Below are 14,262 nucleotides of genomic sequence, written 5' to 3' on the forward strand. Positions count from 1 at the left end.
GGCCGCGGTGCCGCGTAGTTCGCCGTACTCGCAGGCCGGTGCTCCGACTGTGCTGAAGATCGTGATCGCCGGGGGCTTCGGCGCGGGCAAGACCACCGCCGTGGGCGCCGTCAGCGAGATCACGCCGCTGAGCACGGAGGAATACCTGACCGAGGCGAGCGCGGACGTGGACAGCCTTTCGGGCATCGAGGCGAAGCAGACCACCACAGTGGCATTCGACTTCGGCCGCCTGAGCCTGCCCGACGCACCGACGCCCCTGGAGCTGTTCCTGTTCGGCACGCCGGGCCAGGACCGGTTCGTCGACCTCTGGTACGACCTCTCCCGCGGCGCCGTCGGCGCGGTCGTCCTGGTCGACACCCGCCGCCTGGAGAGCAGCTTCACCCCCGTCAGCTTCTTCGAAGACATCGGCCTGCCCTTCGTCATCGCCATCAACCAGTTCGACGGCGCTCACCGATACCACCCCGAAGAGGTCCGCACCGCCCTCGAACTCCCCGCAGCTGTACCGGTGCTCACCTGCGACGCCCGCGACCCGAACCACATCGCCGGCGCCCTGCTGACCCTCGTCGACCACGCCGTGAACACCGCCGCTACGAGCCGCGCTAGTCACGCCCCTTCCACCACCCTCCAGGACGCCTAATGTCACAGCACCCCAGCGGCCCCTACCGCACGCTGCATGCCACCCCGACCGCAGGGTCTTTGCCGCGACGTGACACACGGGAGGCCACTCGCGGCCCCTTCACCCCGCTCGCCGCCGACCTCGCCATCCAGCCGGCCCAGCAGGCGCCGGAGCTGGCGAAGCGCTACGAGCTGCTCGCTCGCCTGGGCGTCCCGACCGTGGCCAACGACGACTTCGACGAGCTGGCACGCGACATGGCGGAGAAGGCCGGGTTCCTGTACGGGTTTGTCAACCTGTTTCTGGAGGAGCAGACCTTCGTCGGACTTCACCAGCCGCCCGCGGACAGCGGGTACGTCATCGTCGGCCGCACCATGAGCCGCGACCACGGCTGGTGCCCGGAGGTCATGGCCCGCAGGAAGGCCCTGCCGCTGCACGACGTGCACGCCAGCCCGCGCTTCAGCGGCAACGCGGTGGTCGACGCCGTCGGGATCCGCTCCTACTTCGGCGCTCCGCTCATCCACGACAGCGGCACTGTGCTGGGCACGGTGTGCGTGATCGACCCCGAGAAGCGGCCCCTGGCCGAGGCCCGCCGTCTGCGGGACATCGTCATCAACGCCAGTGCGCAGGTGATGGACCACATCGCCCCCGCGCCCACCCGCTAGGCCATTCGTTCCCAACCCCCCACCCGGGAGCCGTAGACGATCCCCGGCCGCTCAGCATTGCGACCTTCATCCAGGGAGAGGGAGACCATGTCCGCCACACCCACCACGCCCCCACCGGCGCTGCGTCCCTACCTCACCGCCCGCCACGACATGCTGTGGCAGGAGGCGGACGCCTTCGCGGCCGAGCACGTCGCGGCGCGCGCTGCGCGAATGGAGGCCGCTCCGAGCAGGGTGGAGCGCAAGGTCGCCGGCCTGATGGCCGCCCGGGGCTGGTTCGCCGTCACCGTCCCGGCCGTCTTCGGCGGACTGGGCGCCGGGCACGTGGCCAAGACCGTCTTGATCCACCGCATCGCGCGGGTCTCGGCGGCTGCCGCGGCCATCCTGCAGGCCACATTGATTCCTGTGGGCGCCCTGCTGCACTTCGCCACCTACGAGCAGAAGGGCCGATGGCTGCCCGGGGTCGCGGACGGTTCCCTGCTGCTGTCGATCGCCGTGACCGAACCGCTCGCCGGAGGACACATCGGCGGCATCGAGACCACCGCCGAACGCGCCGGCAACGAGTGGGTGATTACCGGCAGCAAGATCCATATCGGCAACAGTCACCTCGCGGGAGCCCACCTCGTCGTCGCCCGTACCGCCGCACCCGGGGTGAGCACCTCGCAGGGGCTGACCGCGTTCATGGTCGAAGCCGACCGCCCCGGGCTTTCCGCCGCCGACCATCGTGCCGGCCTCGGTCTGCATGGCTTCTCCGCCGGCCGCCTGGACCTCGATCACGTCCGCGTCCCCGAGGACAACATGGTCGGCGAGGTCGGCCAGGGCCTGGCCGTGGCCCAGAGCAGCAGCATCCTCTACGGCCGCCCCAACCTGGCCGCCGTCAGCCTCGGCATCCACGAAGCCGTCATGGCCACCACCACCAGTCGGCTCAAGGCCCGCGCCCGCTACCGTGGCGCCCTGTCCGACCTACCCGTCCTGCGGGACCGCGTCGGTGGCATGGAGGCTCGCCTGCGCGCCGGCCGGATACTCGCCTACCAGGCCGTGCACCTTCTCGATCAGGGCCTGTCTTGTGACGCCGACCTGATCAACTCGAAATACCTCGGACACCAGTGGGCCGTGCAGTCGGCCCAGGACGCCATGGAACTGCACGGCGCCCACGCCCTCGATGGCGGCTACGTCCTCCAACGCCTGTGGCGCGACATCCAGCACACCTACCCACCGGCCGGCACCGGCGAAGTCCAGCGCATACGCCTGGCCGACGCGGCCTTCGATGAAAACCACATCGAGTGGTCCGAACGCCTCGCCGCCGAGGCCGCCTGGGCCCGCACCGACCCGACCGCCGCATGAGCCCCCGTGCGCGGCACCCCGTGATTCTCCACTGCCGCGCACGGGCCCGTGCCGCCGGCCCTCGTCCCCGCGGGGGCCGGCGGCACCCCTCCCCGTGACCATCCGCCCAGCCGAGGAAGAGACACCGTGACCCCGCCCGTGCCGACTGCTCACGCACCGATCACACCCCTGACGCCGGCCCTGAAACGCGTCGCCCAGCACCTCGCGAACGGCCTCACGGCGCAAGAGATCGCCACGCAGACCGTCTTGTCGCCCGTGACCGTCCGCCAGTACCTCCGCGACATCCGCGAGAGCCTGCACTGTCCGTCCCGCTGCAAGTTTCCGGTGATCGTGCACCGTCTGTTCACCGCGCAGCAGGTGGCCCCTCCTACGGTGGACAGGCCGGCGCCGGAACTCCGCCCGGAGCAGTTGTTGCTGCTGCGAGCCGTCGCTGAGCACAGCGACGCCCGCGCCATCGCCGTCGCCGCCAAGATCGCCCCGGCCGACCTGCGTGCCGCACTCGACCAGCTCCTCGCCGACACGGCCGCACAGGACACCACCCGGCTGGTGATCCTGGCGCACGGCTGGAAGCTGCTGACGGCCGGGCAAGCCCACGCGACGCGGAGCGGAGCGGACCGATGAGCAGGCCCCCGGCTCCCACGCATGGTGAGGAGCGAACGGCTGCGGCACCGCTTGCCCCGGCGCCCCTGGCCGCCGTATATGAGGTGCGCTCGTTACGCACGGACGCAGAGCGGAAGGAAGCTGCCGCCCTCGTCGATGACCGGCAGCGCTGGCTCACCCTGCGTGGTCTGCCGGTACCGGCCAGAACCGACGTCCCGGCGCTCTTCCGCGACCCTCAGACGCGGCCGGCCGGCATGTTCGAGGACGGGAAGCTGCTGGCCTGCATGATCCCCGAGCGCGACCCCGCCCTGGGATGGGGCGAGGGGCCGTGCCTCTTTTTCCGCTGCTTCCACACCCTGCCCGGCCAGTCCGACGACATCACCCGGCTGATCACCCTGTGGGCATCCGACTTCGCCGCCCGCCTCGCCCTCCCCCTCGTACGGGCCGAAACACTGGCCCGTCACGCCCTCGACGCCCAGCCCACCTCCATCCTGCTGCGCCGGCTCACCGACATGGGCTGGGATGCACAGGGGACCGGCACCGGACGAGAGGGTGACCGAGTCGCCCGCCTTCAACTCGCCGCCGAGCGCCGGTCCGGGCTGAGTGCGCTGATCGGCTGCCGCGTCGACGAGCCACGGGCAGTCTCGGACGATCGGGGCAGCGCGTGAGGACCGCCGGACCGCAGCGGCCTGACCTTGCCCGCGAGCTGCTCGCCCGCGCGGCAGAAGCGGCCACCCGCCGGGCCCAACGAGCGCGCAACCAGCTCGACGCCGTCCAACTCGGCCAGGGCCGGCACTCCGACCACGCCAACACCAACGTGCTGCGCCGCATCCTGGCCGAGCACGACTGGCCCGGCCACCGCCTCGTCGGCCCTGCCGCCGCCCGCGCCGCCTGGAGCATCGCTCTTCACAGCGACGACGCACCCGACTTCCAGCGCGCCGCCACCACCCTGCTGGAGCGGGCGGTGCGGGCCGGCGATGCGCTCGTCCAGCACTGGGCGCACCTGCACGACCGCGCCCTGGTCAATAGCGGGCGCGTCCAGATATACGGCACCCAGTTCCTCCTCCGCGCTGACGGCGTCGTGCTGTGCCCAGTGCGTGCGCCGCAGTTGCTGGACGAGCGAAGGGCCAGCGTGGGGCTGCCCCCCATCGCCGTCGCCCTGGAAGCGGTGCGCCGCCGGTACGCCCCGGATCACCGCGCCGAGGACGCCCTTGCTGTCGCGCTCCGGGAGGTCGCATGAACGCAGCCGCTGCCCCTCCGTCGGCTGGACGCTCGTCCACTACCTCGCCTTCCGAAAGGACTGTTCTCCTCGTGAAGCTCACCACCGCCGTCCTCACCGTCGGCGCCGCCCTCTCCCTCACCAGCGCCGCGGTCGGAGTCGCCCGGCTGAATCAGAACGCGCGGCACCAGAGCGAGCGGAACGACGCCGTCCTCACGCGCAACCAGCTCGACTGGCTGGCGCAACTGTCCACCAACCCCGACCTCGCCAAGCTCTGGGCGCCCGAGGACATGGACGTCGAGGAGTACATGCAGCTGGTGAAAGCCAACCAGCTCGTCTGCATCCTCAGCCTGCGCGACCGCCTCGGCTTCGTCCGTCACGGCCACCTGCCGTTCCAGGCCGCGAAGCTGATGGAAAGCGACGTCTGTCGGCGCTACTGGGAGCGCTTCGGCGACCTCCGCACCCAGGAGGCCGAAGGTGATGAGCGCGCCGAGCACTTCACCAAGGTGCTGGACCAGGCCGCGAAGCACCGCGCGCAGGCGCAGCCCGCAGCGGCCTGACGGCACCGCACGCCTACCCCAGACACCGCGGGTCAGGCGACTTCGCCGGCCACCGCCGTCTGGCACCGATCTCCGGGACCCGACCGGGTCTCGGTATTCCGCACCATCCACCACTCCTAGGAGGCAAGCGTGACCGCCATCCAGACCGAGAGGCCGACCGCACTCGTGCAGGCGGACCTCGTGAAGTCCGACGACGACCCGTTCGGGCTCGACATCACCTTCATCGAGGGCACGCCGGCGACCGAGACGGCCCTGATGTGCAGCACGGGCGACACCTGCGGCAGCTCCTGCCCCAGCGCCTGCACCACCTCGTAAGCCGGGCCGCCCCGGCAGTGCGGGCCGGACGGGGCTCTGCCCCTCCGGCCCGCACCGCCCGCCACGCCAGAAGAAAGGAGAGCGTCGATGACACGGCGACGGCCCAACCTGTACGAGGGCACCGGGCAGGCCCTGCTGCGCGCCGCGGTTCACACGAGCGAGCCCGCCATGCCGCCCTGGCCGACGTCCACGCAACCCGTGGAACAGTGGCGCGCATGGCTGAGCACGGTGTGGTCCGACACCGCCTTTCGCCGAACCGTGTCGGAGGCAAGCCCTCACCTGGCCGAGCAGGTGCAGGCCATCCTTAACGGCCGCACACCGAAGGTGCGACGGATGCGCCGGGCGGCCCTGGCCACCGCCCGCTACGCGATCCGCTACGCCCGCCGCTCCACCCCCTATGGCCGCTTCGCCGGTGTCGCCCCGCTCACCTTCGGCCCGGCCGCCTCCGTCCGCTTCGGCGAGGAGCACCAGGCCGTGCCCCGCCCCGACCCGGTCGGGCTCGACGAGATGCTCCGTGCCTGGGAGAGCAACGCCGCGCACATGGCCGACACGGAGGTGTGCGTGAACACACTGACCCGGCAGCGCGGCCAGCACATCCACGTGCCGTCCGAGGGCGACGCCGAGTTCCGCCTCGTCCTCAGCCCCGCGCTGCGTCTCGTGCTCGACCTCGCCCGCTCTCCGATCCCGTACCGGCAGTTGGTCGACAAGCTGGCCGCGGAGTTCCCCACCGTGGGCGAGAGAGCATGCCATCAGCTCCTGGGCGAACTGCTGCGGGTGCGGCTGCTGCGCTCCTCACTGCGCGCACCCGCCACCGTCGCCGACCCCACGGTCGTCTTACCGCATGCGGCGCACACCACGGCAGCCGGCCTGCGGACAGCCTGCGACCTGCGGCTGGACGCCGACGTGCGGCTGCCGAATCAGGTGCTGGCCGAAGCGGGGACCGCGGCGACCGTCCTGGCTCGCCTGGCCACCCATCCGAACGGGACACCGACCTGGAGCCGGTGGATCGAGCAATTCACCGAGCGCTACGGCGAGAACACCAACGTTCCGGTGGAGATGGCCACGGACCCCGACCGGGGGGTGGGCTTCCCAGATGGGTTCGTCACCGCGAGCGAACCGCCCCGGCCGATGTCTCGGCGCGACCGCCTGCTGCTGGAGCTGGCCGGCACCGCCGCCGCCGAGGGCAACCGCACCGTCGCGGTGACCGGGGCGATGATCGAGGAACTGGAAGCGGCAGCCGGCGACAAGCCCCACGCCCTGGCGCCCCACCTCGAACTCGCCGCCCAAGTCCACGCCGCCTCTCTTCCAGCCCTTGACGGGGGCGACTTCCGGCTGCGCGTTGTGACCGTCTCCCGCTCAGCCGGTTCCATGACCGGTCGGTTCTGGCACCTGTTCCCCGGCACCGAGGCGACGTACACCCACCTGCCCACCGTCGATCCGGAGGCACAACTGGCGCAGCTCTCCTTCCACGCCGGGCGGATCCCGGCCGACCTGCTCACCCGCGCGCCGCAGGCGCTGCCCCGGATCGTCAGCGTCGGCGAATTCCGCCATCCCGCCCCGCACGTCCTCTTCCCCCGCGACCTGTCGGTCACCGTCACCGACGGCCGCCCACAGCTGGTGGAGTCCGCGACGGGCAAGCGACTTGAGCTGCTGGCCCCCACCGCCGTCAACTTCCTGTGGAACAACTACACCCCGCCCATGGCCCGCTTCCTCGGCGAGATCAGCCGGGCCGCCACCCCGCAGGTGACCTGGTTCGACTGGGGCGCCGCCTGGACCCTGCCCTTCACCCCGGCCCTCACCTACCGCCGCACCATCCTCACGGCCGCCCGGTGGAAGATCCGCAGCCGGACACTGCCTGACCGCACCGCACCGCTTCAGCAGTGGGCGAACCAACTCCACGCCTGGCGGGGCCGCTTCCGGGTGCCGGAGCAGGTCCTGCTCGCCGAGGATGACCAACAGCTGCCTCTTGACCTCACTCGCGACGTCGACCTGGACCTGCTGCGCGCGCACCTGGACGCCAACCCCTTCGGCATCGCCACTCTGCACGAGGCGCCCCCGCCGGACGCCGACGGGTGGATCGGCGGCCGGGCCCACAGCATCGTTCTGCCCCTGGCCAGGCGCTCATGACAACGACGACCGCTCCCCGTACACAGGACCTGTCCGAAGGCGCCCTGGGGATGGCCCTGCTCGACATCGAGCGCCACGACCTGTCCACCGCCCGCCGCCACCTCGCCCAGGCCACCGCCCGGGGGGTGAGCACAGGCAGCAACGCATCCCTCTTCCACGGTGCACCCGCCATGGAGTTCGTCCTCGCCCGCGCCCACGCGGTCGGCGACCACGTCCGCGCGGCCGTCGACCGCGTCGTGGATGCCCGGCTCGCCGCCGCTCACCGCCGTCAAGCGGCCGGCGCGCTGCCCCACCTCGCCGAATGGGGCCTCATCCGCGGCCTGACCGGGCTCGCCGCGCTGCTGCTGGATCGCCGCCCGATCGCGCCCCGGCTGCCCGACGTGCTCACCTGCCTGGTCGCGCTCGCGCACCCCGCCCGTGGTGACGGCCGCATGCTGCCCGGGTGGTGGTCGCCGGTCGGCCCGGACGGGAAGGAGATGACCGGCGGGCACGGCAACAACGGCATGGCCCACGGCATCGCGGGACCTCTGGCCGTGCTCTCCCTCGCCCTGCGCGCCGGCGTCAGCGTCCCCGGCCAGGAGGAAGCCGTCGGCACGTTCACGACCTGGCTCGACTGGCACGGCGCCCACTACTGGGTCACCGCAGCACATGTGGACGTCCAACAGCCGTCCGCAGCGGAACCGGGCCGACCGTCCTGGTGCTACGGCCAGCCCGGCATCGCCCGCGCCCAGCAACTCGCCGCGCTCGCCCTCGGCGACACCGCCCGGCGCCAAGCGGCCGAGGACACCGTCGAGACCCTCCTGACCGACCCGCTGCAGCTGGCCCGCATCACCGACTCGACCCTCTGCCACGGCTGGGCCGGCCTGCTGACCCTCACCCGCGCAGTCGCCGCCGACAGCCCCGCACCCGCACGCTTCACCCCGATCATTGCGGACCTGCACCAACGGCTGGCCGCCGACTGGGAACGCCTGCCCAAACCCGGATTCATGGAAGGCCGCGCCGGAGCCCAACTCGCCCTGAAGGGCACCGACACCACCGGCTGGACCCGCGTCCTTCTGCTCACCTGACCCTTCCCCGCCGCCTCGCAAGGAGATTCCTGTCCATGGCCCTCGACGACGAGAACCTGCCCATCCCACCGGACACGTCCTGGTGGCACGCCTCCGTAGCCTTCCCAGACCCGCACACGGACGCCGCCCACGCCCTGGCGACCGCGCTGACCGGGCGCCGTTTCCACTTCCTGCGCAAGGACGCCGGCGTGCGCCTGCGCACCGAACAGCCCGCCGCCGACGTGCTCGACCAACTCGTCGCCGAGCAGCACATCATCGGCTGGACGAGCGGGATCTACGAGCCGGAGACACACGCCTTCGGCGGGCCCGAGGGCATGCAGGTCGCGCACGACGTGTTCTGCGCCGACAGCCCGGCCGCGCTCGCGGAGACCGGCAGCCCCGGTGCCCGCGAGAGGAGCGTGATGCTGCTGTCCGCCATGATCCGCGAGGCCGGGCTGGACCCGTTCGAAGCCGGAGACGTCTACGCCCGGTGGGCCGCCCTGCGGCCCACCATCTCCCCGCGTCAGGGACCCGCGCTGGAAAAGGCCGTCTCCGCGATGCGGCGGCTGATGAATGCGGACGCCGCCCGGCGCCCCGACGCGGAGGCGGGCTGGGGCGAACGTGTCGCCGCGTTCGAGGACGCCGGCCGCCGCCTGCGCCGGCTCGCCGCCGACGGCCGACTGATACGCGGAATCCGGGGCGTCATCGCCCACCACGCGATCTTCGCGTTCAACCGTGCGGGCGTGCCTGCCGACGTCCAGGCCGCCACCGCATGGCTCGGCCGTCACGTCGCCTTCTCCACCGGAGAAGGAGCTGACGTGTCTACCCGCAAGTCCGCCCCGGCGGACCCTAACCTCCCTCGGATGGAAACCACCGTGACACCCGTAACCGACCCCAACGAGCTGCGCGAAGCCCTCACCCAGCGACTCGTCGACAGCGGTCACCTGCGCACCAAGGCGGCCATCGACGCCTTCCGCACCACCGACCGGCACGCCTTCCTGCCCGGCATCGACCTGGACGCCGCGTACAAGGAGGACGCGGTCCCGATCAAGCACGACGAGCACGGGGAGATGATCTCCTGCATCTCCGCGCCGTCCATCGTCGCCACCCAGCTCGAACAGCTCGGCGCCCGACCCGGCCACAAGGTCCTGGAAGCCGGAGCCGCCACCGGCTACAACGCCGCCCTCCTCGGCAAGATCGTCTCCCCCGGCGGACAGGTGTGGACCCTCGACGTCGACCAAGACCTCGTCGCCGGCGCGAACAAGAACCTCGCCGAGGCCGGCGTCGACAACGCCACCGCGGTGATGGCCGACGGCGCTGCCGGGCTGCCCGAACACGCCCCCTACGACCGGATCATCTTCACCGTCGGCGCCGGCGACGTCCCCGTGAAGATCCTCGACCAGCTCGCCCCCGGCGGACGCCTGGTGCTGCCGATGCGCATCCGCGGCAGCATCTCCCGCTCCTTCGCCTTCGAACGCGACGGCGACACGTGGAAGACCGTCTCCTGCGAGATGGCCACCTTCATCCCGCTGCGCAAGGGCGTCTGCGACGACGTCTACACCCTCGTGCCCATGGCCGGCGAAGGCAACGTCCGCCTGGAGACGTTCAGCGAGCAGGACATCGACCGCGACGCTCTGCGCACGGTCCTCGACCAGCCGCAGACCAAGCTCTACACCGGGGTGAAGTTCCGGCAGGGCTCCCCTTGGGAGTGGCTGTACCTGTACCTGGCCTGCGTGCTGCCCAACGGCCTGTCCCGACTTCCGGGCCAGCGCCCCGGGTTCACCCCGCACTTCGGCTGGGGGTCCATGGCCGCCCTCGACGGCGGATCGCTCGCGTACCTGACCATCCGCGAGGGCGAGGACGAGAAGGGCCGGTACTGGGAGGTCGGCGTGATCGGCCACGGGGCGGACGGCGCCGACCTCGCCGAGCACGTCGTGAGCGAGATCCGTGCCTGGGACGCGACCGGCGGCAACGACGCCCCCGAACCGGGCTTCCGGATGGCCGTCGCCCACTCCCGCGACCGGCTGACCGGGGACGATGCGCGCTTCATCGTCGACAAGCCCTACAGCCGACTGGTCGTCGACTGGGCGCGCAAGGGCTGAGCCGATGATCCCCGCGATAGCCAGCCGCATCCCCCTGGTCCGCCGCACCAAGGCGCCCGCGCTCCCCTTGGATGAGCGCATCAACCACCTCACCGGGCTGACCGTCGCGCCCGCAGGTGCGGGCCACCACGACCTGGTGGCCCGCACCTGCGGAGTTCTCAACTACGCCGCGCTCATCGCCTCCGACATCGGCCAGCCCGACCTGGCCGAGGACCTGTGCTGGCGCCAGCACCAGGTCTTCGCCAACGCCGGACGCCTCAGCGGACGGACCGCCGTCATGTCGCTGATGCCACTGGTCAACCTCGCCCGACTGCAGACCCGCGCCGGCCACGGCAAACTCGCCTACAGCTTGTTGAACTGCCTCAACGACGCTGCCCGACACCGGAACAAGACCGGCATCGACGGCCGCACCGTCGACCTCTCGGCCCTGACCGGCACAGACGAGGACCACCGCACGGTGTGCCAAGAGCTGTACGTCACCCTGCTCGTGGACGGTGCCCGCGCCCTCGCCCAGATCGGGCGATGGACCGAGGCCGCCGACGCCATGGCCCAACACCGTGGCATCGGCAACCGGCTCCTCGACGGCCGCCAAATCAAGATCATGGCACTGATGGAGCAGGGCCTGAATCAGCAGGCCCGCGACTTGATCGACACCACCCAGCCCGTCGAGCCCTGGGAGAGAGCCATCGCCCTCCTCCTGGACGCCCACTGCCGGCCCGCAAACGCTCCTCTCCCGGAATCCGACCTCGACCGCACCCTTGATGAAGCCGTACAGCTCCTCGCCCAGCCGGATCCACCGACCGCCGCCTTCCAGACACGGACGGGCCTATCAGCTCTGGAGCTGGACCGCACCGGACGCCATAGCGCCCGCGTTCTCGACTCGGTTGTCAGCGTCGCCCGACTCGACGCCTACGCAGCACGGGAGGCGCTACTCCACCCCGTCGTCGCGTCCGCCCTGGAAGACCGGGTGAGGGACGCGCTCCACGCAGTGATCGCCGCAGCCGGACTGGGATCCGGTGCCCTGTCCGCCCGCCACCACGAGGCTCTGACGGGCGCGGTCGGCTACGCGGAGACAGAGCTGGAGAAGCTGCTGCAGGCCGATCCAACTCCCGGCTAGGAGGAGGCGATCCGGGATGCCCCGCCGTACGGCCCACTCGGTTTGGCGGTGTCGGCGTTTCGGCCATTCCATGCCCGCAGCCGCTCCAAGCCAGACCAGGGATCCCGCGTCCATGGGCCTCCTGGATGCAGGAAATAGCGGGCTCCCCAGCACGACCGAATGACGTGTGTTCGATATCGCAGCCGTGTCGTTAGACCTCATGACTCTGCCGCAGCGACCGTCCTAGGGGGAACGATGACCTCGGCCATTACGCAGGACCAGCCGCCGCAACCACCCAGGGGGACCGCGCCTAACGACGAACCGCAGGAGGCCGGTGTTCGAGAGGAGGAATACCTCTACCGCGACGAGTCGAGACTCCAGGCCGGCTCCCTGCTGACCTCCCGCACCATGGCGCGGCGCCTTCCTTCCCTCGTGCGGCGCTCGGTGCAGATGGCCTGGCGCGTGGACCGCAGCGCGACCATCGGCCTGCTGGTGTGCCAGATCGCGACAGGTATCCTCGCCGCTCTCGGTCTCCTGGCCGTCACGGGCACGATCACCGCGCTGATCTCTTCGGGCGACATCACCGAGCGGCTGTGGGACGCCGCCCCGCAGCTGACCGTGATCGCCGCCGCCACCGGCCTGCGCTCCCTGCTGGGCATCACCGTCGTCTGGCTGACTGGCCGTCTCCGCCCCGTGCTCGGCCGGGCCGCGGAGCTGACGATGATCGAGGCCGCGCTCGGCGCGGAACTGGCCGCCAACAACAAGCCCGGCTACAACGACGCGTACGACATCGCCGACCGCGGCGCCCAGGTCACCCCCGACCTCGTGGAAGAAGCGCAGGACGTCCTCGCGGCCACCGCCACGCTCGCTGCTGGCGCCACCGTGCTGACCGTCCTGCACCCCGTGCTCCTTCCCCTGCTCTTCCTCGCCTGCCTGCCGCAGGCCGCCGCGTACGTCCGTTCCGCCCGCGTGCTCTACCTCGCCGGGCTCGAGACCTCCGGGCGGCGCCGGATGCTGGGCAAGCTGCGCTGGCACATGGCGTACATGGAGTCCAGCGAGGAGATGCGAGCCTGTCTGGCCGGCCCCTTCCTGATCGGCCGGTACCGGCGGCTGGCGGCTTCGGTCAACGCGGCCGAACGGACGGCCGCGAACACGAGAGCCTGGATGGGGCTTGCCGGAGCGGTGGCCGGTGGGATCGCCTCGACCGCGGTGTGGGCTGCGCTGCTGTGGCTCCTGGCCTCCGGACGGATGAGCCTGGCGGCCGGCGGCGGCGCCGTCTTCGCCCTCCAGACCGCCACCGGCTCGGTGCGCGGCATCATCAACGGCGGGGCTCGCTTGGTGCGCACCGGTTGGTACGTGCAGGACTGGCAGAACTTCCTCGACAACGCCCACGGACAGGCCATGGCCGACTCACGTGGCACCGCACCTGTGACCGCGGCCCCGGAGCGCTTCGAGGTCCGCGACGTCACCTACCGCTACGACGGCGCCCCGAAGGACAGCCTAAGCAACGTCTCCCTGCACGTGCGGCGCGGGGAGATCGTGGCGCTGGTCGGGGAGAACGGCTCCGGCAAGACGACCCTCTCGCGCCTGCTGTGCGGGCTACTGCTGCCCACCGAGGGCGACGTGACCTGGGACCACGCTTCCACCGCGAACCTGGACCCGTGGGGGTCGTGGAAGCACGTCGCGCTGGTGCCGCAGAAGTTCACCTACCTGCCACTGACGATGCGCGACAACATCACCTTCGGACAGGGCGATACCAGCGACGCGGCCCTGCTCGCCGCGTGCGAGGCGTCCGGTGCCTCGGAGATGCTTCCCGGGCTCCGCTCGGGCCTGAACACTCTCCTGACCAGCGAGTGGTTCGGCGGACAGCAGCTCTCTGGCGGGCAGTGGCAGCGCCTGGTCCTCACCCGCGCGTTCCACCGGCAGGCGGCGCTGCTGGTGATGGATGAACCCACGGCCGCCCTCGACGCCCGCGCCGAGCACCGGATCTTCGCCGGCCTGCGCGAACTGGCCAAGGACCGCGCCATCCTGCTGATCACGCACCGGCTCACCAACGTGGCTGTCGCCGACCGGATCGTGGTGTTGGACGAAGGGCGGATCGTCCAGGAGGGCACATACGCCCAGCTCACCCAGCAGTCAGGGCTGTTCCGAACGCTGTGGGAGCTACAGCGCCGGATGAGCGGCGACGCCCCCTGATTACCCGGCCCGCATCAGGCCACCGTCCTGTGGGCAGAGACACCGCCCCGCTCCCGATGCTCCTTTCGCACTACGCCCCCATCCGCCCGACGAATCCCCGGAAGGACTGCCGTGACGGCTTCACCGGCTACCGAAGTCAGCGACGCAAACGAGCTTCGCCACCAGCTCGTCGAGCAGCTCGACGGCAAGGGCCGCTACAAGTTCGTCGTCCACGGCTACGGCGACCAAGGGCACCTCGCCGCGCAGGAGATGGCCGAGCAGGTCGCGCACTGGCAGCGCAACCACAGGGGCGCCCGCTGCCCCCTCATCACCGCCCACCCGCAGCCGGCCGCGCCCCGGCGATACAGACCACGAACCGCACGTGTTCGCCAAGAAACACACC

14 protein-coding genes are annotated in these 14,262 nt (G+C 71.2%); 13 read left to right on the top strand and 1 reads right to left on the bottom strand.

Translation table 11 applies throughout. The features are described from left to right. The first annotated feature begins 49 nt into the window (after window positions 1–49). From ACF073_RS38375 to ACF073_RS38435, 13 genes are all read left to right on the top strand, one after another. Complete coding sequence (locus ACF073_RS38375) at window positions 50–637, top strand: ATP/GTP-binding protein (protein ID WP_392076134.1); 588 nt, start codon at window positions 50–52, stop codon at window positions 635–637. Then, window positions 637–1,278 (top strand): GAF domain-containing protein, encoded by a 642-nt coding sequence (locus ACF073_RS38380; protein WP_392076135.1) that lies wholly within the window; start codon window positions 637–639, stop codon window positions 1,276–1,278. The genes ACF073_RS38375 and ACF073_RS38380 overlap by 1 nt, the downstream gene beginning before the upstream one ends. Before the next feature lie 87 nt (window positions 1,279–1,365). After that, entirely contained in the window at window positions 1,366–2,619 is a 1,254-nt protein-coding gene (locus ACF073_RS38385; RefSeq protein ID WP_392076136.1) for an acyl-CoA dehydrogenase family protein, read from the top strand. A gap of 126 nt (window positions 2,620–2,745) precedes the next feature. Then, window positions 2,746–3,240, top strand: a complete 495-nt coding sequence (locus tag ACF073_RS38390) for a LuxR C-terminal-related transcriptional regulator (protein ID WP_392076137.1) — start codon at window positions 2,746–2,748, stop codon at window positions 3,238–3,240. Between the two features lie 83 nt (window positions 3,241–3,323). Continuing rightward, window positions 3,324–3,887, top strand: coding sequence for a hypothetical protein (locus ACF073_RS38395; protein ID WP_392076138.1), 564 nt, complete (start codon window positions 3,324–3,326; stop codon window positions 3,885–3,887). Then, window positions 3,884–4,459, top strand: coding sequence for a DUF6624 domain-containing protein (locus ACF073_RS38400; protein WP_392076139.1), 576 nt, complete (start codon window positions 3,884–3,886; stop codon window positions 4,457–4,459). The genes ACF073_RS38395 and ACF073_RS38400 overlap by 4 nt, the downstream gene beginning before the upstream one ends. A gap of 71 nt (window positions 4,460–4,530) precedes the next feature. Then, complete coding sequence (locus tag ACF073_RS38405) at window positions 4,531–4,998, top strand: DUF6082 family protein (RefSeq protein ID WP_392076140.1); 468 nt, start codon at window positions 4,531–4,533, stop codon at window positions 4,996–4,998. A gap of 129 nt (window positions 4,999–5,127) precedes the next feature. Further along, window positions 5,128–5,313, top strand: a complete 186-nt coding sequence (locus tag ACF073_RS38410; protein WP_392076141.1) for an FxLD family lanthipeptide — start codon at window positions 5,128–5,130, stop codon at window positions 5,311–5,313. A gap of 87 nt (window positions 5,314–5,400) precedes the next feature. Beyond that, on the top strand, window positions 5,401–7,440 hold the full coding sequence (locus ACF073_RS38415; protein WP_392076142.1) for a lantibiotic dehydratase family protein: 2,040 nt from the start codon (window positions 5,401–5,403) through the stop codon (window positions 7,438–7,440). After that, complete coding sequence (locus ACF073_RS38420; RefSeq protein WP_392076143.1) at window positions 7,437–8,507, top strand: lanthionine synthetase LanC family protein; 1,071 nt, start codon at window positions 7,437–7,439, stop codon at window positions 8,505–8,507. The genes ACF073_RS38415 and ACF073_RS38420 overlap by 4 nt, the downstream gene beginning before the upstream one ends. A gap of 35 nt (window positions 8,508–8,542) precedes the next feature. Then, complete coding sequence (gene fxlM / locus ACF073_RS38425) at window positions 8,543–10,588, top strand: methyltransferase, FxLD system (RefSeq protein WP_392076144.1); 2,046 nt, start codon at window positions 8,543–8,545, stop codon at window positions 10,586–10,588. A gap of 4 nt (window positions 10,589–10,592) precedes the next feature. Further along, the gene (locus ACF073_RS38430) at window positions 10,593–11,705 is read left to right on the top strand and encodes a hypothetical protein (protein ID WP_392076145.1); all 1,113 of its coding nucleotides are present in this window, start codon (window positions 10,593–10,595) and stop codon (window positions 11,703–11,705) included. A 234-nt stretch (window positions 11,706–11,939) separates the two neighbouring features. Next, entirely contained in the window at window positions 11,940–13,880 is a 1,941-nt protein-coding gene (locus ACF073_RS38435; protein ID WP_392076146.1) for an ATP-binding cassette domain-containing protein, read from the top strand. Between the two features lie 120 nt (window positions 13,881–14,000). Here the strand turns inward: ACF073_RS38435 and ACF073_RS38440 are convergent, their stop codons facing one another. Beyond that, complete coding sequence (locus ACF073_RS38440) at window positions 14,001–14,165, bottom strand: hypothetical protein (RefSeq protein WP_392076147.1); 165 nt, start codon at window positions 14,163–14,165, stop codon at window positions 14,001–14,003. Between the last annotated feature and the right edge of the window lie 97 nt (window positions 14,166–14,262).

Origin of the sequence: Streptomyces sp. NPDC015171, assembly GCF_043079545.1 — a bacterium.
Lineage (GTDB): Bacteria > Actinomycetota > Actinomycetes > Streptomycetales > Streptomycetaceae > Streptomyces.

Bases quoted from the DNA above. Each gene is read 5' to 3' on its own strand.
- ACF073_RS38380 (WP_392076135.1), top strand. From the start codon at position 637: ATGTCACAGCACCCCAGCGGCCCCTACCGCACGCTGCATGCCACCCCG.
- ACF073_RS38385 (WP_392076136.1), top strand. From the start codon at position 1,366: ATGTCCGCCACACCCACCACGCCCCCACCGGCGCTGCGTCCCTACCTC.
- ACF073_RS38415 (WP_392076142.1), top strand. From the start codon at position 5,401: ATGACACGGCGACGGCCCAACCTGTACGAGGGCACCGGGCAGGCCCTG.
- ACF073_RS38420 (WP_392076143.1), top strand. From the start codon at position 7,437: ATGACAACGACGACCGCTCCCCGTACACAGGACCTGTCCGAAGGCGCC.
- fxlM (WP_392076144.1), top strand. From the start codon at position 8,543: ATGGCCCTCGACGACGAGAACCTGCCCATCCCACCGGACACGTCCTGG.
- ACF073_RS38430 (WP_392076145.1), top strand. From the start codon at position 10,593: ATGATCCCCGCGATAGCCAGCCGCATCCCCCTGGTCCGCCGCACCAAG.
- ACF073_RS38435 (WP_392076146.1), top strand. From the start codon at position 11,940: ATGACCTCGGCCATTACGCAGGACCAGCCGCCGCAACCACCCAGGGGG.